General features: G+C 68.1%; 18 protein-coding genes. 6 read left to right on the top strand and 12 right to left on the bottom strand.

Annotated elements, in window-relative coordinates; translation table 11 throughout:
* The first annotated feature begins 49 nt into the window (after positions 1-49).
* From JIM95_RS06440 to JIM95_RS06430, 3 genes are all read left to right on the top strand, one after another.
* The gene (locus JIM95_RS06440; RefSeq protein ID WP_200260222.1) at positions 50-946 is read left to right on the top strand and encodes a MetQ/NlpA family ABC transporter substrate-binding protein; all 897 of its coding nucleotides are present in this window, start codon (positions 50-52) and stop codon (positions 944-946) included.
* 86 nt (positions 947-1,032) lie between these two features.
* Positions 1,033-2,145 (top strand): methionine ABC transporter ATP-binding protein, encoded by a 1,113-nt coding sequence (locus JIM95_RS06435; RefSeq protein WP_200260225.1) that lies wholly within the window; start codon positions 1,033-1,035, stop codon positions 2,143-2,145.
* A gap of 2 nt (positions 2,146-2,147) precedes the next feature.
* The gene (locus JIM95_RS06430) at positions 2,148-2,825 is read left to right on the top strand and encodes a methionine ABC transporter permease (RefSeq protein ID WP_200260499.1); all 678 of its coding nucleotides are present in this window, start codon (positions 2,148-2,150) and stop codon (positions 2,823-2,825) included.
* A 152-nt stretch (positions 2,826-2,977) separates the two neighbouring features.
* Here JIM95_RS06430 and pelF read toward each other — a convergent pair whose 3' ends face one another.
* The 5 genes from pelF to JIM95_RS06405 all read right to left on the bottom strand — a co-directional run bounded on the left by pelF (position 2,978) and on the right by JIM95_RS06405 (position 10,653).
* Entirely contained in the window at positions 2,978-4,837 is a 1,860-nt protein-coding gene (gene pelF / locus JIM95_RS06425) for a GT4 family glycosyltransferase PelF (protein WP_200260228.1), read from the bottom strand.
* On the bottom strand, positions 4,834-6,336 hold the full coding sequence (locus JIM95_RS06420) for a hypothetical protein (RefSeq protein WP_200260231.1): 1,503 nt from the start codon (positions 6,334-6,336) through the stop codon (positions 4,834-4,836). Before JIM95_RS06420 ends, pelF begins: the two co-directional genes overlap by 4 nt.
* 632 nt (positions 6,337-6,968) lie before the next feature.
* Positions 6,969-8,015 (bottom strand): putative glycoside hydrolase, encoded by a 1,047-nt coding sequence (locus tag JIM95_RS06415; RefSeq protein ID WP_200260234.1) that lies wholly within the window; start codon positions 8,013-8,015, stop codon positions 6,969-6,971.
* A complete protein-coding gene (locus tag JIM95_RS06410) occupies positions 8,012-9,619 on the bottom strand; it encodes a glycosyltransferase (RefSeq protein ID WP_200260237.1) in 1,608 nt (535 codons plus the stop codon). Before JIM95_RS06410 ends, JIM95_RS06415 begins: the two co-directional genes overlap by 4 nt.
* Positions 9,616-10,653: a sucrase ferredoxin gene (locus tag JIM95_RS06405; protein ID WP_200260240.1), complete on the bottom strand. Its 1,038-nt coding sequence runs from the start codon at positions 10,651-10,653 to the stop codon at positions 9,616-9,618. The genes JIM95_RS06410 and JIM95_RS06405 overlap by 4 nt, the downstream gene beginning before the upstream one ends.
* A 154-nt stretch (positions 10,654-10,807) precedes the next feature.
* Here JIM95_RS06405 and JIM95_RS06400 point away from each other — a divergent pair, with 154 nt between their 5' ends.
* Positions 10,808-11,479, top strand: coding sequence for an AMIN-like domain-containing (lipo)protein (locus JIM95_RS06400; protein WP_200260243.1), 672 nt, complete (start codon positions 10,808-10,810; stop codon positions 11,477-11,479).
* 11 nt (positions 11,480-11,490) lie between these two features.
* On the opposite strand, the gene JIM95_RS06395 is transcribed toward JIM95_RS06400, so the two are convergent.
* From JIM95_RS06395 to JIM95_RS06380, 4 genes are all read right to left on the bottom strand, one after another.
* Positions 11,491-13,125 carry a DNA polymerase Y family protein gene (locus JIM95_RS06395; protein ID WP_200260246.1) on the bottom strand — a complete coding sequence of 545 codons (1,635 nt, stop codon included), beginning with the start codon at positions 13,123-13,125 and terminating at the stop codon, positions 11,491-11,493.
* Positions 13,122-13,907 (bottom strand): hypothetical protein, encoded by a 786-nt coding sequence (locus JIM95_RS06390; protein ID WP_200260250.1) that lies wholly within the window; start codon positions 13,905-13,907, stop codon positions 13,122-13,124. The genes JIM95_RS06395 and JIM95_RS06390 overlap by 4 nt, the downstream gene beginning before the upstream one ends.
* 141 nt (positions 13,908-14,048) lie before the next feature.
* Positions 14,049-14,744, bottom strand: coding sequence for a response regulator (locus tag JIM95_RS06385; protein ID WP_200260502.1), 696 nt, complete (start codon positions 14,742-14,744; stop codon positions 14,049-14,051).
* Positions 14,745-14,792: 48 nt separating this feature from the next.
* Positions 14,793-15,986 carry an ATP-binding protein gene (locus tag JIM95_RS06380; RefSeq protein ID WP_200260253.1) on the bottom strand — a complete coding sequence of 398 codons (1,194 nt, stop codon included), beginning with the start codon at positions 15,984-15,986 and terminating at the stop codon, positions 14,793-14,795.
* Between the two features lie 114 nt (positions 15,987-16,100).
* On the opposite strand from JIM95_RS06380, the gene JIM95_RS06375 reads away from it, so the two are divergent.
* On the top strand, positions 16,101-17,426 hold the full coding sequence (locus JIM95_RS06375; protein ID WP_200260256.1) for a PspC domain-containing protein: 1,326 nt from the start codon (positions 16,101-16,103) through the stop codon (positions 17,424-17,426).
* A 9-nt stretch (positions 17,427-17,435) separates the two neighbouring features.
* Here the strand turns inward: JIM95_RS06375 and JIM95_RS06370 are convergent, their stop codons facing one another.
* Complete coding sequence (locus tag JIM95_RS06370) at positions 17,436-19,679, bottom strand: hypothetical protein (protein ID WP_200260259.1); 2,244 nt, start codon at positions 19,677-19,679, stop codon at positions 17,436-17,438.
* A 297-nt stretch (positions 19,680-19,976) separates the two neighbouring features.
* Between JIM95_RS06370 and JIM95_RS06365 the strand changes: the two genes are divergently transcribed.
* On the top strand, positions 19,977-20,420 hold the full coding sequence (locus JIM95_RS06365; protein ID WP_234034727.1) for an excalibur calcium-binding domain-containing protein: 444 nt from the start codon (positions 19,977-19,979) through the stop codon (positions 20,418-20,420).
* Positions 20,421-20,492: 72 nt separating this feature from the next.
* Here JIM95_RS06365 and guaA read toward each other — a convergent pair whose 3' ends face one another.
* Both guaA and JIM95_RS06355 read right to left on the bottom strand, forming a co-directional pair.
* The gene (gene guaA / locus JIM95_RS06360; protein WP_200260262.1) at positions 20,493-22,079 is read right to left on the bottom strand and encodes a glutamine-hydrolyzing GMP synthase; all 1,587 of its coding nucleotides are present in this window, start codon (positions 22,077-22,079) and stop codon (positions 20,493-20,495) included.
* A gap of 76 nt (positions 22,080-22,155) precedes the next feature.
* Complete coding sequence (locus JIM95_RS06355) at positions 22,156-23,364, bottom strand: GuaB3 family IMP dehydrogenase-related protein (RefSeq protein WP_200260265.1); 1,209 nt, start codon at positions 23,362-23,364, stop codon at positions 22,156-22,158.
* Between the last annotated feature and the right edge of the window lie 52 nt (positions 23,365-23,416).

Raw genomic sequence — 23,416 nt, 5'->3', positions numbered from 1 at the left:
GGGTGGAACAGATAGACAACAGTCAGACCCCGACAGAAAGCTTGAACCCATGAACCTCCGCCGTTTCACCACCATCGCCGCCGCCGGCATCTTCGCCGCGAGTTCCCTCGTCGCATGCGGTAACGACTCCGCAGACTCCACCGGCGCCTCCGGTGAAGAGAGCACGAAGATCACCATCGGCACCACAGACGCCGGCGGCAAGGCATGGGAGGTCTTCGAGGAAGAGGCCGACAAGGCCGGCATCGACCTGGACATCGTCAACTACTCGGACTACAACACCCCGAACAAGGCACTGTCCGAGGGACAGCTCGACGTCAACCTCTTCCAGCACCTGAAGTTCCTCTCCGAGTACAACGTCGGCACCGGCGACAACCTCACCCCCATCGGCTCCACCGAGATCGTCCCGCTGGCGCTGTTCTGGAAGGGCCACGATTCCCTCGACGGGATCGAGGGCGAATCCGTCGCCATCCCGAACGACTCCTCCAACCAGGGCCGCGCCATCAACGTGCTGGTTCAGGCCGGTCTGGTCACCCTCAAGGAATCGGGCCTCATCACGCCGACCCCCGCGGACATCGACGCGGACAAGTCCAAGGTCTCCGTGACCCCGGTCGCCGCCCCGCAGACCACCACCGTCTACCACGAGGGCAAGCCCGCGATCATCAACAACACCTTCCTGGACCGGGCGAACATCGACCCGAAGTCCTCGGTGTTCCAGGATGATCCGACCTCCGAGGAAGCCGAGCCCTACATCAACGCCTTCGTCGTCCGCGCCGAGGACGTCGACAACGAGGGTATCCGGGAGCTCGTCGAGATCTGGCAGAGTGACGCCGTCACCGAGGCCGTCGCAGAGGAGTCCAAGGGAACCTCCGTCCCCGTCAAGCGCTCCGCCGCAGACCTGAAGGAGATCCTGGACCGCCTTGAGGAAAAGCTCAGGGACCAGAAGTAGCACTGAACCAGCTTTCAGCCGGTCATTCCCGCCTCGAGCTGCGAAAATGACCGGCCATCGGCCCCGGCGGAGTACCGTCGGGGCCGATGGCACGCCGTGACGGCGGTATCCATCCAGCAGACACCTGCTCCTCCCCACAGAATCGAGCACACACCGTGGCAGACACCGACACCTCACAGCCGGGAACCAGGGTCGAGTTCCGGAACATCAGCAAGGTGTTCACCAACAAGAGAACCTCGACCACCGCTCTCGATGACGTCTCCCTGACCGTCGAGCCGGGCGAGATCATCGGAATCATCGGATACTCCGGTGCCGGTAAATCGACGCTGGTCCGGATGATCAACGGCCTGGACACCCCCACCTCCGGGGAACTGCTCCTCGACGGCGTCGATGTCGTCGGCATGCCGGAGAAGAAGCTGCGTCAGCTACGCCGCCGGATCGGCATGATCTTCCAGCAGTTCAACCTGTTCAGCTCCCGTACGGCGGCGGGCAACATCGCCTACCCGCTGAAGCTCGCGGGGGTCGGCGCGGCGGAGCGTAAACGCCGGGTGCAGGAGCTCCTGGAGTTCGTCGGCCTGGGAGACAAGGGTGACAGCTACCCCGAGCAGCTGTCCGGTGGGCAGAAGCAGCGTGTCGGCATCGCCCGCGCGCTGGCGACGAACCCGTCACTCCTGCTCGCCGACGAGGCGACCAGCGCCCTCGATCCCGAGACCACCCACGATGTGCTGGACCTGCTCCGGAAGGTCAACCGGGAGCTGGGGATCACGATCGTCGTGATCACGCACGAGATGGACGTGGTGCGCAAGATCGCCAACAAGGTGGCCGTGATGGAGAACGGCCGCGTCGTCGAGTGGGGCAGCGTGTACGAGGTGTTCTCGGATCCGCAGACCGAGGTCGCCAGGAAGTTCGTCGCCACGACCCTGCGCAACACCCCGGACCAGGTGGAGGCCGACGATCTCCTCGCCGGCGAGGGGAGACTGTTCACCATCAACCTCACCGAGAACTCGGGCTTCTTCACCGCCGCCGCCCACGCACGTTCCGCCGGTGTGAGCATCAACATCGTCCACGGCGGCATCACCACCCTGGAGCACCACTCCTTCGGCAAGGTCACCGTCAGACTCACCGGTGATGACGCCCCCATCGAGACGTTCCGTGACGCCCTGGACCGCACCACCGACATCGAGGAGATCCTCAGATGACCATCACCACCCAAGCACTGGACTTCGACTGGGACCGTTTCGGCGGCACATTCATCGACGCGATCGGCGACACGCTGCTCATGGTCATCGTGACCATGATCGTCGGAGGATTCCTCGGGCTGATCATCGGCGTCCTGCTCTACAGCACACGGGACCAGGGGGTGCTGCGGAACAAGTTCGTCTACACCGTGCTCAACCTGCTGGTGAACTTCATCCGCCCGATCCCCTTCATCATTCTCATCGCGGCGATCGGTCCGCTGACCCTGAAGGTCATCGGCACGACCGTCGGCACGAACGCGGTCATGTTCGTCATGTCGATCGCCGCGACCTTCGGCGTGGCCCGGATCGTGGAGCAGAACCTGGTGTCCATCGATCCCGGTGTCGTCGAGGCCGCCCGAGCGATGGGGGCCTCTCCCCTGAAGATCATCACCTCGGTGATCATCCCCGAGGCACTCGGGCCCCTGATCCTCGGTTACACCTTCCTGTTCATCGCCGTGGTCGACATGTCCGCGATGGCCGGAATCATCGGCGGCGGCGGGCTCGGTGATTTCGCCATCACCTACGGCTACCAGTCCTTCAACTGGTCGGTCACCCTGGTCGCCACACTGGCGATCATCGTGATCGTGCAGATCGCACAGCTCCTGGGCAACTGGTTGTCCAGGAAGGTCATGCGCCGCTAGTTCTCCCCCGCGCCGTTCACCTCGGTCGATCCCGGTGACAACAGGAAACCCACGAGTGAGCGAACCCCCGGTACAGGGCCCGATGTCGGGGCCCTGTACCGGGGGTTCGCTGTCCGTCCCGGGACGGTAGCGACGGGAGGGAACACCGTCAGTCAGCGTCCCAGTACACGGAGCACGGCCCTTCCCGCGGCGCGGGCGGTCGCTCCACCGGCGTCCCGGACTCCTCCCGTGACCTTCTCCACGCAGTTGCGTATCGCGGCGGAGCGCTGGGCACCGGCCCGCATCCGCCTGCCCCGGTCCTGTTTCCGGCCCCGCAGCCAGCGGCGTTTCGGGTAATCGCGCCTCAGTTCGGCGACACTCGTGGAACTGACGATGTCCTCCGAACCCCGTCCGAGGTCGGCCGTGCGGTTTCGGACGACCTCGGGGCTCCCGGCCCCGAGTCGCCGGTAGATCGCGTTGTAGCGGGCCATCACGGTCGGCATGAGGAATGTTCCCCGGAGCCGGGCCAACGCATTGAGGTGCCAGGTCTTGTACAGCTCACCGGACTCGACGACCGATGCGATGCCACGGGCGAGCGCCTCGGTGTCCCCGGGACTCACCAGAACACCACAGGGACCGACCACTTCACCGTCCGGGCCGGGGAGCGGCAGGCACACGAGTTCATCCATGCCCCCCACGTTGGTGCCCACGATCGGCAGACCGCAGGCCATGGACTCGAGGACGACGATCGGCTGCCCCTCATTGAAGCTCGCGAGGACCAGACCGTCATAGGTGTGCAGAAGTTCCCGGACGTTGACCGTCCCCTCGAAGTTGACGTAGTCCTCGATGCCCAGTTCGCGGGCGTAGTCGAGACACTCCTCGTAGTACTCGGGCAGGTGGTTCGTCGGACCCAGGACATCGATGATGATGTCCTCGTGGCCCCCCCGCACGAGCGTCGAGATGGAGCTCAACAACTCGTGGATGCCCTTGATGGGGACGACCCGGGCGATGCAGGCGAAGCGCCATTGTTTCCTGACCCCTGCGGCGATCTCGGCCAGCGCTTCTTCGCGGATGGCGCGCCCCTCGGCGAAGTCCTCCCAGCGCATTCCGTTGGGCAGGACCTCGGACTTGGTGGGATCGCCGCCGAGAGCCGCGGCTTCCTCGATGGCGGTGGGGTACAGATAGGTGATGTGGTCGGTCGACGGATACAGAATCGCGCCCATCTCGATCCACCACCGGGTCCACAGGTAATCCGGGGTGTTCGTGGGCAGCTCCAGGTGGCTTTCCCTGGTGACCGGAAGGCTCATCGTGCGGCCGAGGAGGGTGTTCACCGTGTCACGGACGTACAGGTTGTGCTCCGTGAGCAGGAAGGCCCCGTCATGTTGCCTGGCCGCCACGGCCGCGACGAGACTCGCGTAGCCCGTCGTGTGGGCGTGGTAGACCTTGGCGGGCGGGTGGACGCGGTCGGTGAGGGCGTAGGCGAGTGAGAAGAAGTCCCGGACCGTCCAGAACAGGTCCCCCACCGTGGTGTCGTCGTGGTTCGGCATCGCCTCTATCGCGGCCTCCATCATCGCCCGGGTACGGATCACCGGCCAGAGCCGCCAGGTCCGGGTGACGGGGTTGACGGATTCCTCCCACAACCGCCACAAGCTGTCGGGATCCCCCTCGATCCCCGACCTGAGGGCGGACACGAAACGTCGGGTCACCTCCTCATCGGATCTCTTCCCCCACCCGGTACGGTCGTGGACCGCGGCACTGAAAGCGTCGTGGTTCTCCTCGAGGGAGAGATACACGACGTCAATCCACGCCACGTTGTCCGGCACTCCGTAGAGATCTTCCCTGGGGCGCTGTGAGTCCCAGGCGATGTGGATGATTCCGTACGTGAATTCCGGGTTGTGGGTGATGATGTCGTGGACCACGGCGGAAACCCCACCCCTGAGGAAGGGGTAGGTCGATTCCATGACTATGGCGACATCGACCGCTTCGAGTTCTCTGTCGTCTCCCGGGAAACGGATCTTCGGGTTCGGGTTCACCACTCCACCGCCTGCTTCCAGAACAGTTCGAATGAGGCGTCGGAGACGACTCTCCGGCACTCCCGGGTCCCCCACATCGCCGCGGCGACATCGACGACGGCCAGGATGAGCAGCGCCGGCGCCAGCGGGGCGAGACTGATGAGGAGGACCGCGGCGACGAGATGCGCCGCACAGAGCCCTGCGGCGGACCAGCGACTCTGCAACTGGGCCATCTGGAATGTGACCAGCATGAGTGTCAGCATCGCCAGGGGGCTGACGGTCAGGGCGAGCAGCTCGGGCGAGTACACGAAACCGAACCACCGGAAGGCGAACATCATGCCGAGACCGACCGCTGTCGCCACCCCCACGGTGACGATGACCGTGTTCTCGACGCGGCGGGCGACCTGCCGCAGGCTCTCCTGCAGGTGACGGGCGGGAACAATGTCGACCAGGTTCCGCATGTCGTCCAGGGCCCTGCGGAGTACCTCGTACTGGCCGGCGAAGTAGACACCGGTGGCGACCACCATCGGTACGAGTGCGACGTAGACGACGTAGATGTCGACGCCTCCGGGATAGAGGTGCCCGACGATCAGGAACTTGTCGGACCACAGGACACAGGCGTAGAGCAGACCGAGAACCAGTGCCCTTCCGGCGGTCCCGGCGGGAAGCACGGTGGGGTTGAACAGTCGGAACAGCCCGCGCCCGAGGACGAGGGCCGTGGGAAGGATCCCGACGACCGGAGCGAGCCACCACAGCCCCGGGGCGATGAACAGAAAACCGGCGTAGCAGCTCCAGGCAGCGATCATCGTCCGGAATCGGCGGGTCTCCTGCAGCGGGATGAGGGACTGTGCGAACAGCATGTTGGTGAAGACGCCGAGGGCGTAGAACGCGGTTTCCGGCGCCCCCCACCCGAAGAACAGGTTGATCACGAGGGTCGCGGCCGCGAGTGGCGGCAGGATCCACGCCACGAGGCTCGGCCACACCGAGCAGAATTCACCGTAGAACCGGGTCCGTTCCTCGGAGCGGATCCCCACCGGCCCACGGTCGACGCCGGAGAGCGGCTCGTAGACGGGCATGCAGACACCTCCGGAGAGCCACGGAACGGTGACCGAGACCGCAAGTACCACGGTCATCGTGGTCGTCTGCCCGATGGATGTCCGGAGAAGGGTGTCGGTGATCGTGGGAAAGACCGTCATGAGCAGAATGGTCGGGGAGAGCACCGAAGCCAGCTGGACCAGGCTCGTCCGGCTCCCCCCTCCGCGTCCGGTGATCCAGACGGCACCGACACCCGCGGCGACGAGGATGCCCACAGCGAGGACGGCGGACATGGCGGGCGGGATGTGCTGTCCGGCGAGCAGGAACCATGCGCCGACCGTGAGGACTGCCAGTCCGGCGAGCACGAACCACCTGCCCCAGGTCGTGACAAATCCGTTGCGGGATACGGAGTCCTCCGGGCTATCCGATGGCGCGGAGGTGTCGGCCCTACCGGTGATGTGACTATCTGGGATGGTTCTGTGCATAGCTGGCCGCTCCTCGGGCAATCGTGTCGGACGGGGCGTCGGGTGGAACCTCAGAAGACGCACCCTGGGGAGCATCACTGAGACGTCAGGGATACCTGCAGATCGGGCACCGTACGGCACCGGGACTGTGGCTGATCGTTGGAGATGGATGGGAGCCGATGCCGGAAACAGCGGACGCACGCACCGTTCGCCGTCTCCGACAGCAGAACGTCGTCCGCCGGATGATCGGAATCGCTGCCCTGTTCCACCATCTATGCCGATAGATTCCGGTCACGCAATGTCCGACCCATGGGTAGCACCCCCGGGACACATCAGCTGAATTCTCCTATTGTCCATGAACGTTTGTGGGCAATACCCATACGCATAAAGCTTGCGACCTGCGGTTAGCTCCCCGAAACGAACATGCCGAAATTGACCGTTTTCCAGCCGGAAGGAAGCCCCTCCCCCATAGCTAACGCAATTAGCCATAGGGGTATTATTTTACATATAAGATATCAAAAAGGTCACGATTGTGTATTCAACGCCCCCGAACCGATGAAATCACCAAAATCAACCCTTAAATGAATTACCAATGCACGCACCGAGAGCGTCCCACACGCCGAAATTGAGTTTCAGCTTTATTTTCCTGCCGATCAATGATCGGAACAAATGACGCCGCGCCACGAATCGAGGGGTCCTCCTCCCCATCGGGAGTCCAGATGCACCCGTTCAGAACACAGGTTGATAACAGCACGGCCACGGGTCAGTCGTCTCCCGTATACGCCCTCCCCCAGCTGGACCACCCCCTCCGGACACGGGTCACCCAGATCCAGGTCCACCAGTTCCGTCCACGGGGCCGCATCGTATCCGTCGTGGTCCGTCGCGGTGACCGCGACGTCCGACGTCGGGGCGAACACCCATGCGGCCGCCAGTGCAAGGATCAGGTTCGGATCTCCGGGGTGTCCCGTCCCCGGGGTCCGGGCGATCGTGAGTCCCGGTGCCGTGAGGCTCTCCACCTGTGCGAGAACGGCGGCCATGTCCAGCCGTTGCCCGGTGGTCATCCCCCAGGCCATCCAGCATTCCTCCAGCCCGCCTCCGTACCTGCTGTGCCTCCGCCACCGCCCCTCCTCCCTCCGGGATTCGGCGATGTTGGGGACGAGGACCTTGTCCACGTCGTTGAGCGCCCGGCCCGCGGCGGACACCAACCGGTCGAGTGCATCGCGGATCTCCGGCAGGCCAGTCCCACCCTCCAACGGTGGACACAGGTCGTAGTAGTCGTCGAACACGTCGTTGTCGGCCATCACCCCGTCGAACGGGGAGTCCCGGAAGTTCGCCACCACCGCTTCGACCCAGGCGGCGCGGTAACGGGGATCCCAGACCCGCTGCTGGAGATGACCCTGATACCGGGCCCACTCGATGAGTGAACCGTCGAGTCGCCGGGCACAGGTGTCGAGGGCCCGGGCCTCGGCCGGTGGCAGCCCGGAACTGTAGACGGGCCCCGGCTCATAGGTGCGTATCGACGACAGACACTGGTAGGCCAGCACCGTCACATCGCCGTTGCGTGCCTTGAGCTGTTCCGCGAAGCGGGTCTCCCAGGGCTGGAGGATCACCGCGCGGTAGCGCTGCGCCGCCAGCGCGACCTGTTCCTCGGCGAGCGGACCGCCGTAGCGGATCCAGGCGAGTCTGGGACGTGGTTTCACTGGTGCTCTCCTCGGTGGGGACGGTTGTAGCCGGTGCCGAACATGTGTCGTGCGGTCGGTGTCCCGGGTGTCCGGGCCGCCCCCCGGTCCGCGGGGCGGCCGGGGGGCGTCTTCCCCGGAACCACCGGTCCATGACGTGGCGCCTCATCCGGTGAAGGTACGCGAGTTTCCGGGATCTCGAGGCCGATCTCCCGCCACACAGCGCGATAGCCGGTCACTGTCCGGGTTGCCGGGCGCGCGGCACCCCGCCGCCGGGCACCCCGCACCCAGCCGCGGTACCGGGGGCCGCCCGCGGTCAGCGTCTCCAGCGCCTCCACCAGATCCGTCACGGACCCGGGAGGTACAACGGGCCCGGCGGGCTGGTCTCCGGGACCCGCGACCAGGTCGGCCACGTCACCGACGGCGGTGGCGACGACAGGTACACCACATGCCATGGCCTCGAGAACCGCCAACGGCTGCCCCTCCGTCAGACTCGGCAGGACGAGTGCGTCATACCTGGTGATCACGGACCGCAACCGGCGGGGGGCGACGGTGCCCTCGAACCTGACCAGGCCCCCGACCCCGGCCCGCTCCGCACGTTCCCGGCACCGCGCCACGAGTTCCGGATCATCCAACGGGCCGATGAAGTCGACGGCGATCTCCCTCCCCCCGGCGGCCGACCGGGCGACCGCGTCCACGAGAATCTCGATCCCCTTGTCCGGCACCAGCCGGGCGAGGCACAGCAACCTGTTCCGGCACGCGGGAATGAAGGCCCTGGACAGATAGCGCACGAACGACGTTATCCGGGCTAACCCCTCCGCCCCGTGTGCACCGTTGGGCACGATCCTGGTCAGTCGTGGCCGGCAACCGAACCCCCTGGCCCGTTCCGCCGCCCGCCCGGACAGAAATACCGAAGCATCAGCGGCGCCGTGGACCGCCACCGCCAGCCCGCGGTACCAGTGCAACCACACCGGATCCGCGGAGTCCACCCCATCGAGATCCCGCGCAGCGTCATCGACCGTCAGGGAGTGCTCACTGACCACGAGTGGTGCTCCGGTCCGGGACGCGACCAGCATTCCGAGGGCACCCGCCCACCGCGCGGACTGTGCGTGGACGACACCGGTCTCCGGATAACTCCGCGCGGAAAGCCCCAGGACGACCTCCACGAGCTCCCCGACCGCCACCCTGGCCGACCCCGTCGTGCGCCAGTGTGAGGCCAGCGCATCGACAACCTCCCGGACGGACGAGCCGGGTGCACCGCCGGTCAGGTACCCGAGCAATCGGTCCAGTGCGACCGCGTCGCCGTGTCCGGCGGCCTCCAGCAGTGCGGGGATCCGTTCCACCGGTCCGGGAACGGGACGACGAGGGGTGGCGGTTCCGACCAGCGGCACCACATCGATCCAGCGCACCGATTCCGGCACCCCGTAGCGGTCCGACCGGGGTTCGGTCAGACACAGGTGGACGATCCCGAAGCTCAGCCCCGGGTTCCCCGCCAGCAGCTGGTCGACAACCGTCCCGACACCACCGATGTGGAACGGGTAACCGGAATCGACGATGAGCAGCACATCGACCGGGGACAGTTCAGTCGTCCCGTCATCCGCCCTGCGGATGATCAGCTGATTCACTCCCCCGGATCCAGACGCCGGGACCCGGTCACTTCCCAGGTGTCGGCCGCCGCGGGTTCCTTGCCGCATGACTTGAGGACCGGAGGAAGGTACCGGTGCCGGAGCTCCACCGCCCAGCGGCCTCCATCGGGCCGGGTGACCGTGCGCCGCACGGTGTCCGCGGTGGCTCCCCCGTCCCCGGACACGGCGAGTTCCCCCGGCGCCACGGGGCATCCCCCCGCGGACAGCTCCGCGGCCACGTGCACCTCGGCGGCCTGACCGGGCCCGTCGTAGCAACCCCTGCCGCGCAGACCCGGCAACGGCAGCTCACCACGCGCCAGGGTCGACAGCATCGCCATCCCCTGGTCCGTGCTGATCCGGCCGTAGGAGTAGCCCCAGGGGAGGAGGATCATCGACGGTGCGAAACGGTGCCCTCCTGTGTGCGAGGATTCCCACACCACATCAGGTGGCTCGTCGACCCCGGACGCGCTCCCGGCGCCGTCGACGGAACAGGGGCCCGTGCTTCCACCGCGGAGGAGAGCCTCCATCGAGGAGGCTGCGGCGCGCATGGCGCTCGCCATCGGGCGCCCCTTCACCGCGCAGCACAGATCCCGCTTGCCGTGCGTGCAGACGAGTACCAGGGGGTGGGGGACCGGGCGCATCCCCAGTACGGTGTTGCGTCCAGGTCCGCTCAGGTCGAGGTCGAACACGTCCTCAATCCCACCGGGCAGGTCACATGCCTCGATCGACGGGGCCGGGGCGTCCGGGGCCGGAGACGAAGTGAAGATCAGGTAGGCCCGGATCGGCGATCCCTCGCGGGATCGGCGCCCCGGCCGGCGGATCAGGTGGAACGCGGCTCCGGCCGCATCCACGAATTCCCGGATCCGGGCCGCGAGTTCCGCACCGAGAGCCTCACCGTCGAGCACGTCCCGTCCCCACCCGTGGGAATGCTCGACGATGAGATAGGTGGTGCCCTTCTTTGCGGTTCCCGGCAACGGCTCACCGTGGGTGTCGGAGCATCTCGGGGAGCGGCCGGAATCCGTTCTGGAACTCATGTGCCAAGAATAACCACGATCGGCCCGGACGCCTCCGGATGGGCGGCCGTGGGCTGACGCGACGGAAGGTGCATTTCACAACAATTCTCTCACGATCCCACACAACTCGACCGAGAACTTTCCCTGATGCCCCGGCGACAGTTACCGTGAAGCCATGACTCTCCCGCCTGTGAACTTCTCGCCGCGACGCACTGTCGGGGTGATCGGGGTGGCCAGCGCACTCGCACTGTCCGCCTGCGGCACCACCGACGGCGGCGACCGCTCGGTCGACCCCGTCACCGCGGTGGGTACCGTCACCTCCACCATGACGAGGACATCCTCCCCGAGCAGTCGGGAGGAGTCGGGGACCACCGGGGCCACACGTGCCGACGCCGGGCTCACCCCGCTGGGGGACGCCGACACCACGATGAAGACGCTGCGCCCTGAGCCGGGCGCACAACTCGTGGTCACCGGGGTCCGGCTGGGAACGCACGAGGGCTTCGACCGTGTCGTCTTCGACCTCACCGGCGACGGATCACCCGGCTGGTTCATCGACTACAACGACCGCCCGGCGGAGCAGGGCAGCGGGTTCCCGATCGAGTTCCCGGGGGACTCCGCGATCGAGGTCAACATCGACGGCACCACCTACCCCTTCAACCTCGGCATGGAGGCCCCTCAGATCGGGACGACCACAGGTCCCGGCCCCATCGTGGCGGGTGTGACCTCCGGGATCAGCTTCGAGGGTCGGACCCAGTTCGTCATCGGGGTCAACGGCGGCAGGCACCCCTACTCCGTCCAGACACTGGAGAACCCCTCCCGGCTGGTCATCGACATCCTGCGGGGCTAGGACCGACCCGGTCAGCGGTAGCTGGCCTCGATGAGCCACCGTTCCTTCAACCACATCAGCAGCCACGCCTGGCACCCGGTACTCTCCCGATCCGACGTGTCTTCGGCGATGATCTGCACCCGCGCGCACCTGAACCGGGCATCCGGGTCCCACCACCGTTCGTCCACGGGCCACGGCCCGGCCCATCCGGTCACCCGGTACCGGGCCGTACCCCAGTGCACCGTGTGCGGTGGACGGTCGAGCAGGACCTCGGCCGTTACCTTCACCGGGTGATCCCCGGCATCGAGGAGCCGCACCCGGGACGTCGGGTGCGCGACTCCCCCTCCGCGCCTGGCCGGATGCGGACCGGGCAGCGCACCGGGCCATGCGGGATCATCACGGACCGGGCCGCGGTCCTCCCCCACCGGGACGAACTCGATGCGTTCCACCGGGCTCCGCCCTCCGGTGGGCCGGGGACGGAGAACCGCATCCGTCCCCAACACCGACTGCACCCGGGTGATCACCCGCCCCGCGGCACCATCGGCCGCGGTACCGGTGTCCCACAGTCCCGTCCCCTCCGGGGTGGTGACCTCCACCGGGTCGAGTGTCAGCCGGACGATCCCGGAATCCGGGGCCCCGTCGTCCGGAACTCCGGCACCGGGGGTCTCCGCCATGCGGGACGTGAGCCATCCGTCGAGCTGCCACCGCACCCTCTCCGCCGTCGACTGCTCGGTGAGCGGTTCCCGTGTGCGCCAGATCCGTTCGAGCACACTCTCCCGCCCGTCCACGAGGATCGTGGCCTGCACCTTCAGGCGTCGACAGCACAGGCCGGCATCAGCCAGCCGCCGGTGCAGTCTCGTGGCCAGCGCGCGGGCCAGGAACGCGGCCTCGTCGACCCTGGCGACGGGGCTGTCCGGTTCATGACTCACCGCCAGTGGGGTCGCCGGGAGTGCGGGTGCGATCTCCCTGGAGGTCTCCGCCCGGGCCAGTCGGTGCAGGGCGGCCCCGGATTCCCCGAACCGGGTCATCACCGCCGGCCGGGAGAGGGCCGCGAGGTCACCGAAGGTCCGCACCCCGAGCTCCAAGAAGGTCTCGACGGTGCCCGGAGCACAACCGAGCGCCTCCTCCGCGACAGCGAGCCGGAGGTCCCCGGGCGCGAGGAACTCGGCGGACCCGCCCTCCGGAACCACCGCCCCCACACGGGCGGCGATGAGTGCGGTGGCGATCTCGTCGGCGATCCCGGCGAAACAGTCCACACCGGCGAGCGCCGCCGCGTCGATGAGCCGCTGCGCCGCGGTGTCCTCCCCTCCGTGGTATCTCGCCGCCGTTGCCGCGTCGACGACGAGCAGCCCGGGGCGCAGCACCTCGACGGACGCGGCGACATCATCCACCCCGGCCAGCACCTGCTCGAACATGCGGGCGTCGCGCTCCGGGACGTCGTCGATCAGTGTCAGTGCCGGACAGACCTCGCGGGCCCGCCGCAACCTCATCCCACGACGCACACCGGCCTTCCTGGCCTGAGCCCCGCAGACCTTCACCACGCCCCGCACCGGGTCCGATCCCGCGACGGCGACCGGGACATCGCCATCGGGCACATCACCGGCGAGCACAGCCGCCTGGATCGGCCAGTCGGGAAACCACAGTGCCAGAATCCGGGTGTCACTCATCCCGCCCGGACCACCTGCAGACCGGGGATCCGGGGTGTCCGTCGGACGACCCCCGTCGCATCAGTCCCCGGACCCCGCCCCACCCGCAGGAGGACCTCCCGCGGCGGAGCCCCTTTCGTCACGACCTCCACGGAGAGATCGAAGCCTCTGATCCGACCCGAACCGGCACCGACGCCGTGATAGGCCGTGATGTCCGCGCCGATCCGCACCGCGGATGCCGGGAACCGGGCGCCGACGACGAGAAGAGCGGCGGTCCCCCGCCGCACCCTGGCGAGCAATGGCCTGGCCTGCGTGGCACTGACCCGGTCACTCCCGGCGCTGCGGTGGACGACCAGGTCCATCCCCTCGACGAGCATGCCTACGACGGAGAAGGGCCTGTCCCCCGGGTCCGGGACGACCACGATCGAGTCGAGGATCCCACCGGCGTCGGCAACGCCGGTGAGCAGGAGATCCGGCCACCCGACCACGGCCACGTGGGAGCCGCGCCCTGTCGCGGCGGCGAGGAGCTCGATGATGAACGCCGGGCAGTCCGCCACCGTGGTGATCGCGCGACGCGGGAGCCCGCCCCCGGGCAGACAGTCGGCGAGCGCACGGGGAACCGGGACCACGGAATGCCCGGGGTCGCCGGTTTCCCCGGTGGTCTGCGGGGAACGGCGTTTCCCCCCGGTCGATGCACCGGGCACCGCTTCGGAACGGAGGTCGGCCGCGGTCATGGGGGACACCCCGCCGTCCAGCGTCGCGAGAGCGGCCTTCAGGGCACGGACACGTTCCGGGCGGTCCATCCCGGAAAGGTCCGGCGCACGGACCACACCACCACCGGTTCGAACATGTGTTCCATTCACGCCCTCAGTCAACTCGACCCGGAAGGCGATTTCAAGCCGGACCCGGACAATCCCCGATCAACGCAGGTGGAAGGAGGGGCGTCAGTCCAGCTTGTGGGACTGCGCCCATCGGGTCAGTGCGTGCCGGTTGGACTGCTGGGTCTTGCGCAGGATGTTCGAGGCGTGGGTCTCCACCGTCTTGACCGAGATGAACAGCTCCGCGCCGATCTCCCGGTAGGTGTAGCCGCGGGCGAGCAGACGCAGGACCTCGAGTTCCCGCCGGGTGAGCGCGTCGACGAGCGGATCCACCTGCGGTACCGACTGCTGCCTCTCGACGGCGGCGTCCGCCTCAGGCGCATCCACCACACCGGCACCGGCTCCGGCGTCCGGCGCGCAGAATGCGTCGAGGACGAATCCGGCGAGTCTCGGGGAGAACACCGCGTCACCGTCCCGGACCCGGCGCACCGCGTCAGCGAGCTCCTCTCCGGAGATCGTCTTGGTCACGTAGCCCCGCGCCCCCTCACGGATCACGGCGATCACATCCTCCGCCGCGTCGGACACGGACAACGCGAGGAACACCGTGTCCGGACACCGGTTGCGGACCTCCCGGATCACCGCGCATCCACCACCGTCCGGCATGTGGACGTCGAGGAGCACGACGTCAGGTGCCGTCGAGATGATCCCCTCGACCGCCTCGGCCACGGTGCCCGCCTCCCCGACGATGTCCACCACCCCGGCCAGTTCCGCCCGCACCCCCGCGCGGAACACCGAGTGGTCATCCACCAGAAACACCGTGATCATGTCCGCTCCGTTCACCTCACCCGTCGCATCTGCACACCCCTGAGATTACCCGTCGACGGGCACACGGAGGATGACCTCGGTGCCGTCCCCGGGGGCGGATCTGATCTGCGCGGTGCCCCCGGCACGGGTGACCCGGCCCCGCACCGATTCCGCCAACCCGTGGTGCCCGTCCGGGATCTTCTCCGGGTCGAATCCGCAGCCCCGGTCCCGGACGTAGACGGACAGTTCCCCGGCGAGGTTCTCGGCGTAGACGTCGATGTCCCGCACCCCGGAGTGCCGGGCGGCGTTGACCATGGCTTCCCGGGCGGCGAGGGCGACCGCCCGGGTGGTCTCGGTGAGGGGACCGTCCGCGCCGACGGTGACCGGTGCGATCCGGACGGAGTAGGTGTCCTCGACCTCCCCGCACGCGAGTTTCAGCGCGGCGAACACGGTGGTGGCGGCACCTGCAGCAGCGTTCTCCTGCTGGCCGAACAGCCACTGCCGGAGCTCGCGTTCCTGACTGCGCGCGAGTGCGGCGATCTCCGTGTCCTCCCCGGCGCGCTTCTGGATCAGCGCGAGTGTCTGCAGGACCGAGTCGTGCAGTCGGGAGGCGATCTCGGCGCGTTCGGCGGCCGCGAGACGTTCCGCGCGTTCCAGGGTGAGTTCCTCCCACATCTTCAATCCGAGCGGCACGCCGAGAACCGCGACCCCCGCGAGGGTGAGCAGCACCGCCATGAGGGTCGTCCCGAAGGCCTGCCGGTTCTCCCAGTTCACCAGCACGAGAACGATCCCGGTGAGCACGAGCGTCCCGCCGGCCAGGAGCGTGGGCACCCCACCGCGCAGCTCCGAGAAATCCATGCCGCGGTCATAGGTGCGCCAGACGATGACGGCTCCCATGCCGATGATCAGCAGCGGCCACCATCTCACCGCCGTCGACCCGGCGACCAGGGCGAAGGCCGTCAGTGCCCCGACGACGGCGAGCGCGACCAGGAGATGATCCGTCCGTGACGCCTCCGGCGCCCCGGACGGTGCTCCGGGGGCCGGAGCACCGTCGACCTGACTGAACAGCACCCAGATCAGCGCGTAGCAGAGCACCCCCGCACCGCTGAGCAGGCAGCTGAGGGCGAGCAGCAGCCGCACGACCCGCACATCGACCCCGAGGTGCCGGGACAGCCCTGTGGCCACTCCCCCGATGACGCGCCCCTGACGGATCCGGGTGAAGCGGGGATAGGGGCGTCGCGGGGTCGGGGTCGTTGCCATGCCGTCAATGATCGCACCGATCCCCCGCAGGGGGCATCGGGGACCACCCTGATTTCCTGATATTCAGGGTGGTCCCCGATGTGTCACCACCGTCACGGGGATCAGAATGAAGACATGGACAACACGCCTCCCCCCACGCCCCCCGGTACCCGCGACATCAGCGACACGCTGCGTCAGATGTGGATGACCCGTCCGCCCCGTATCCCCTCCGACCAGGGTGGAAACGGAAAGATCGCCGGTGTCTGCGAGGGGATCGGCACCCGTTACAACGTCGATCCCACTCTCATCCGTGTCGCCTTCACCGTCGCGGCCCTGTGCGATGGTGGAGTGCTGCTCTACCTTGTGGCGTGGCTCATCATGCCGCGCTGGTCCGTCCCGGTGTCCCCGGTGGAGGCGATCAGCCGGGCGGGCTCCGATCCCAGGTTGAAGAGCGAACGTTCACTCGGCTACACGCTGATCGTCGTCATGCTGCTGGTCGCCTGGCCCGCCAGTTCCTCCGACGTGTTGTCCTCGTCGACACTGCTCACGGCACTCGCAGGCTTCGCCGCATGGTGGCTGCTGCACAACCGGCAGCCGGACCCCCCGGAGGGACTGCTCGTCATCTCCCCCGACACCACCGGTAACGGAGCAGACGGCACCACCGGCCCCCGGTCACAGGAACCCGGAGACAACGGGATGAGGGTCTCACCGAACCCGGGTCTCGTGCATCTGAAGCCTGCAGAGGGCTACGACATTCCGGACGCACAGCCGGTGCCGCCCGACTGGGATCCGCTGGGCACGGTACCCGAGCTGTGGAACCTCCCGGAGCCTGGCCCCGCCCCGGCTCAGCCGCCAGCCGGGAGCCGGTGGATCACCGCGGGCGGGATCATCGCACTCGTGATCGGAGCGGCGGGCGGGATCGGACTGATCTCGCTCGGCGTCGGTACGGCGTTCTTCGCCCTCACCGTTCCCTCTGTGGCCTGGACGTTCTGCGTCGGGGCACTCCTCGGGGGAACTGGGATCGGCGTGGGGATGCTCTCCCGGGGAGATCTGCGCAAATCCGCGCTGACCCTGGGAATAGGTACCGTCGTGGCCCTGAGCGTCACGGCGGGCGGTACCCCCAGGATCAACTTCAGGGTCGGGGGTGACACCGCATCGACCCGCATCGCCCCGACGTCCGGGGACACTCTCCCGTCCGACGTGGACAACGGTGTCGGGAAAACCGAACTGGATCTGCGTGGACTGCAGCCGCTGACCGAGAACCGGAAGGTGGACGTGTCCAACGGCGTGGGCAAGACCGTCGTGTGGTTGCCGACCGATGTGCCGGTCACACTGAACTGCTCGAACGGCGTCGGCAAGTTGGTGTGCACACCGGGTGACTACAATCCCGGCGCCGAGGGCGGACGACTCACCCTCGACGTGTCGAACGGCGTGGGCAAGGTCGTGGTCTACACCGGGTGACCGGCGGGTTCACTCCCGCCCGCGGAGGACGGCCCGGAACCGTTCCCGCAGACCGTCGGACCAGGTGCCGCGGTCCCGGTCGGCGCGGCCGGCATCCGGGTCGCCGTCCTCCGCATGGAGCAGCTCCCTGACCCGCACGAATCCCGGGGACCCGACCAGCAGATGGGCGACGAGCACAGCGACCCACACTCCCGCGAGCTGCGCACCGTACAGCGTGGGGGCGGGATCACCGCCCGCGATCTGCCGGTAGGCCACCAGGAAACCGGCGGCGACGGGAACCGTGATGAGCACGGCGGTGAACGACTGACGACGCAGGTGCAGCACGAAACCACTGACCCCCGCGTCCCGGTCCGCCGCGTAGTCGGCACGACGGTGTTCCCACATCCGGGCACCGGCGGTGAGCGTCAGCAGGTAGAACACGGAGAGGGCCACCGCGAACAGCAGCGCGGTCAACAGGGCCGCCGTGGCCGAGGACCTCTGGACATCGGTGTACACACCGTCACGCGCGATGGGGTAGACACGATCACCCGATTCCCGATCCCCCACCAGGTCGGTCAGGACAACCGCCGTCCCGATGAGTTCATCCGGTTCGCAGAGGCACGTGACGGATTCGGCGAGTTCGCGTGTCCCCGGGAGCAGATCGGGGGCGAGAACCGAGAAGTCCCGCGGGGTGAGGGCCACGATGGGCCGGTTGTCCGGACGGTTCGGTGCACCGGTGCCGTCCAGCATCGACACCGCCGCGGGATCGTTCCCCTCCCGGATGACGGTGAGGCCGTCGGTGACACCGGAATCGGTGACGGTCTCCGTGTCCCCCCACACCACGGCGACCCCCTGTCGGAGCTGGTCGGTGGCCGGGATCGACTCCGGCAGCCCGACGATGAGCAGGGCCCTGTCATCGGCGACGGGAATCTGCGCGGTGAGACCCGGATGCTCCTCCATCTCCCCGGCGAGCACCAGCAGATCGGGGCGTACCTCGAACGCCTTCGAAATCTCCTCCATCCGGGACTGGAATTCGGGATCGACGTCGGACGTCCGCAGCACGCTGACGGGCCCGTCCGGTTCATTCGCCGCGACGCCCAGCTCCCGCATCTCCCCGCCACTGCGCGCTGTCGCGAAGGTGAGCGCCATACCGAGGACGAGACCACCGACGACACAGAGCACCGCCCATCCCGGAACAGACGCCAGGTCCCCGGGCAGACCGCCCCTCCGGCCCACCACAGCTCTCCCCTTCCCGAGGTCGCCGAGGGAGATCTTCGCGGGGATGATCAGGACGGCGCCGATGATCACCGCCCAGATCACGGCACACAACAGCAGAGACAGCAGCCCGATGGTGAACACCGTCCCGAAACCGACGAGCGTCGTCGTACTGAGCCTGACGAGGTACACCAGCCACACCGCGAGCACCCCGGACCCGGCACCGGCGGCGAGCACGGAAGCGAACCGGATCAGCCCTGACCGGCCGTCGACACGACGTAGCTGAGTCACACTGAGAGCGACGCCCACGGCGAGCAGGAGCAGCATTGTCGCGACACTGAACTTCCCGAACGTGGAACCGGCGAAGTCACTGCCGGACCGGGGCAGCGCCACGGTCGTCTCCACGTCATCGAGACCGGCCGACCGGAGAACATCCCCGACGGCGCCGGCGAGCTCGGGCGACCCGTCACCGGCGAACAGCCACGTGTCCCGGGGGCCCGGGACCTCGAAGCCCTGCAGCGCCACGACCGGGGTCTTGCCCACCAGGGCACCGGCGGGGAATGTTCCCGTGATCGGGTAATCCAGTGGCGTGCTGAACACCACCTCATGGAGGAATCTCCGCTCCTGCGACGCCGACAGCACCGGTGTGCGCGCCGACTCCCCCGGGGTCTCCGGCAGGGCGGTGGAGATCAGGGTGCGGTCCCTTCCCAGTTCCGCATCCAGCTCGTCCAGGCCCGCGACGTGGAAGCGACCGTCCGGATCGTGCACCGCGAACGCCCCGGTACCGCCGCTGGAGGAGGCCAGCACCGACATGCCCCGGGAATCCGCCAGATCGGCGATCTCCCGCTGCAGCTCCACCTGCTCCTCCGGATCGAGGTCACCGGCACCGGCGGCCGTCGCCTGGAGCGTCGGCCCGGAATACCCCAGCCGCATCGCGGTGGCGATCGAGCCACCTTCGACCACCAGGAGCATGAAGATCATCACGACGACCGCGATCAGAGCACTGATCACACCGGGGAGGACGATACGTGCGGGATTCCTGTCCACGTTGACTGCCACCTGTTCTTTGACGGGTACCGTCCGGGCCATGACCGGTCATCCGGTGCCCGGGAGCAGAGCTGGCCACCTCGGACGGTGGCGTTTCCCCCACAGTAACCCAGACCGGATTCCTCCGTCCGCGGGGTCGTTCCGCGGTGCCCGGACCGGAAGCGGCGGATCCTGTACCTCCGGATGCAGTGCATGACCGGAATACGGCGGATCACCCGGTCAGCATCACCTACCGTGGGAACTGAGAGTTTCTCCGGGCGTTCCCGGGACCCCCACCGCACCGTTCAGCCACCCGAATCGAGGAAAACCATGCCACCCCAGCACAGGTCCGGACCCGTACGTGTCGCGCAGATCACGTCACTGACTCTCGGAACCGTCCTGTCGCTGGGTCTGCTCACCGCCTGCGATGACCCGGACGAACCGGCCGGAGACGACACGGGCGGCCGGGTGACGGTCACGGACATCACCATGGAGGTCCGGACCGGGACAAGCACGGAGACCGAGACCGCCGCCGGGACGACGAGCACACAGACACCGGAACCGGCGCCAGCGCCTGAGCCGGAGGAAGACACCCGGATGCAGGGCTTTCTCGCCCCCGCCCCCGCTCCCGCTCCGACACCCGCCCGCCCCGCGTCCACGCACTTCTCGAACTGCCGGGAGGCCCGTGCGGCAGGTGCCGCACCACTCTACGAAGGCAGCACCGGGTACAGCCGGAAGCTCGACCGGGATGGCGACGGCGTCGCCTGCGAGTGATCTCCGGCCGGAGACAGCAGGAAGGCCCCGCACCCGGTGTGCGGGGCCTTCCTCACGGAACGGGAGCGGAGTCTACTCCCACTCGATCGTTCCCGGGGGCTTCGAGGTGCAGTCGAGCACGACGCGGTTGACGTCGGCGACCTCGTTGGTGATGCGCGTGGAGATGCGCTCCAGGACGTCGTAGGGGATGCGGGTCCAGTCGGCGGTCATCGCGTCCTCGGAGGACACGGGGCGCAGCACGATCGGATGCCCGTAGGTGCGCCCGTCACCCTGGACGCCGACGGAACGGACATCGGCGAGCAGCACCACGGGGCACTGCCAGATCTCCTCGTCCAGACCCGCGGCGGTGAGCTCGGTGCGGGCGATGAGGTCCGCGGCGCGCAATGTCTCCAGCCGCTCGGCGGTGACCTCACCGATGATGCGGATGCCCAGGCCGGGGCCGGGGAACGGTTGACGGCTGACGATCTCCTGCGGCAGGCCGAGCTGACGGCCGACCGCACGGACCTCATCCTTGAACAGCAGGCGGAGCGGCTCGACGAGTTCGAACTCGACGTCGTCGGGCAGACCACCGACGTTGTGGTGGCTCTTGATGTTCGCGGTACCGGAGCCGCCACCGGACTCGACGACGTCCGGGTAGAGGGTGCCCTGCACCAGGAAGTCCACCGAGGATCCCTCGGGCGCGGACTCGAGGACACCGGCGACGGCGCGCTCGAAGGAACGGATGAACTCCGCGCCGATGGCCTTGCGCTTCGCCTCGGGATCGGTGACACCGGCCAGTTTCGACAGGAAGGCGTCCTGCTCGTGGACGGTGACCAGCTTCGCGCCGGTCGCGGCGACGAAGTCCCGCTCGACCTGTTCCCGCTCCCCCGCGCGCAGCAGACCGTGGTCCACGAACACGCACGTCAGCCGGTCACCGATGGCGCGCTGCACCAGGGCCGCGGCGACGGCGGAGTCGACGCCACCGGACAGCCCGCAGATCGCACGCCCCTCCGGCCCGATCTGCGCGCGGACCGCCTCGACGAACTCGTCGGCGATGTTCGCCGCGGTCCAGTTCTGCTCGATACCGGCGATCTCGGTGAGGAACCGGGTCAGCACCTCCTGGCCGTGCGGGGAGTGCAGGACCTCGGGGTGGTACTGGACACCGGCCATGGACCGTTCCGCGCACTCGAAGGCGGCGACCGGTGCACCCGCGGAGGACGCGGTGACGGTGAAACCCTCCGGTGCGGCGTGCACGGCGTCGCCGTGACTCATCCACACCTTGTGGGTCGCCTCGAGGCCGTCGTGCAGGACGCCACCGTTGACGTTGAGGTCGGTGCGCCCGTACTCGCGGTCCCCGGTGTTGGCCACGGTGCCCCCGAGGGCGTGGGTCATGGCCTGGAAGCCGTAGCAGATACCGAACACCGGGATCCCCAGGTCGAGCAGCTCGGGGCGCAGCTCCGGCGCGCCCTCCGCATAGACCGAGGACGGCCCACCGGAGAGCACCAGTGCGGCGGGATTCTTGGCCCTGATCTCCTCGACGGTGGCGGTGTGCGGGACGACCTCGGAGTAGATCCGTGCCTCCCGCACCCGGCGGGCGATCAGCTGCGCGTACTGGGCGCCGAAATCGACGACGAGCACCGGGCGGTGATTCGTTGCGGTAGCTTGCTTTGAGTCAGTCACGGGACGTACTTTACCGCACCCACCGCCCCGTCCCCCTGCCCGGAGCAACCCGCCCGGGCAGGGGGACCCGGGGAACTCAGAAACCGAAGCCGGCGGAGACGCTGAGCTGCACCCGCTGGAAGCTCTTCAGGTCGGTGTAGCCGCATTTGGCCATCGCCCGACGCAGTCCACCGACGTAGTTGAGCATGCCGTGCGGATCGGTGGACGGACCGTGGAGCACGGTCTCCAGTGTGGGGGCGTTCTCCGTGGTGTCGACGCCGTCGGAGTCATGTCCGTTCAGCTCCGCGGCGAGCGTGGCATCCACCCAGGACGGCTCGACGATGCCCCGGGGGAACCGCGGGTGTGCCGCGGAATGGGGCCAGTAGCAGCCCTTCGCCGCGGCCTCGCGTGCCTTCGCCAGCGGATGCCCGAGGATGACGCCGTCCGCGCCGCAGGCGATGGCGGTCGCCGCGTCCCCGGAGGTCTCGATCTCCCCGTCGGCGATGATGTGCACGTAACGCCCGCCCGTCTCGTCGAGGTAGTCGCGGCGGGCTGCGGCGGCGTCGGCGATGGCCGTGGCCATCGGGCAACCGATGCCCAGTGCCATGTCGTTGGTGCTCGCGCCGCCGCCGACGATGACACCGGCCGCGCCGGTCCGCATGAGGTGCAGCGCGGTGGTGTAGTCCGCGACACCGCCGGCGATGACGGGCACGTCGAGGGAACCGATGAATTCCTTGAGGTTCAGAGGCTCCCCACCGGTGGCCACGTGCTCGGCGGAGATCATCGTGCCCTGGATGAACAGGAGTTCGGCACCCGCCTTGATCACGACGGGGGCGAGCTCCCGGGCGTGCTGCGGGGTGACCCGGACGGCGACGGTGGTGCCGGAGGCGCGGACCTCGGCGATGCGGGCGGTGAGCAGATCCTCGTCGATGGGCGCGGCGTGCAGTTCCTGCAGGACACGGGTCGCCTCGGAACCGTAGAACTCGGGACCCGACATCTCGGCGTTGACGGCCTCGCGGACGCGCTCGACGGCACCCTCGAGGTCGGCCTGCCGGCCCCAGAGTCCCTCGGCGTTGATGACGCCGAGGCCGCCCTGCCGACCCATCTCGATGATGAACTCCGGGGTGGCCAGGGCATCGGTCGGGTGGGAGATGAACGGGTTGTCGAAGGTGTAGGCGTCGATGTGCCAGCTGGTGTCGACGTCCTTCGAGGACCGGGTGCGCCGGGAGGGGATGATCTGGATGTCCGACAGCCGGTAGCTGCGGCGGGCCTCGCGCCCGATTCCGATTTCGACGATGTCACGCATGGTGGTGGTGCTCCTTGGGTGGTGTGCCCGGCCGGGGCCGGGCGGCCGGGGT

Origin of the sequence: Corynebacterium antarcticum (assembly GCF_016595285.2) — a bacterium.
Classification (GTDB): Bacteria; Actinomycetota; Actinomycetes; order Mycobacteriales; family Mycobacteriaceae; genus Corynebacterium; species Corynebacterium antarcticum.
This window is presented reverse-complemented; position numbering and strand designations above follow the sequence as displayed.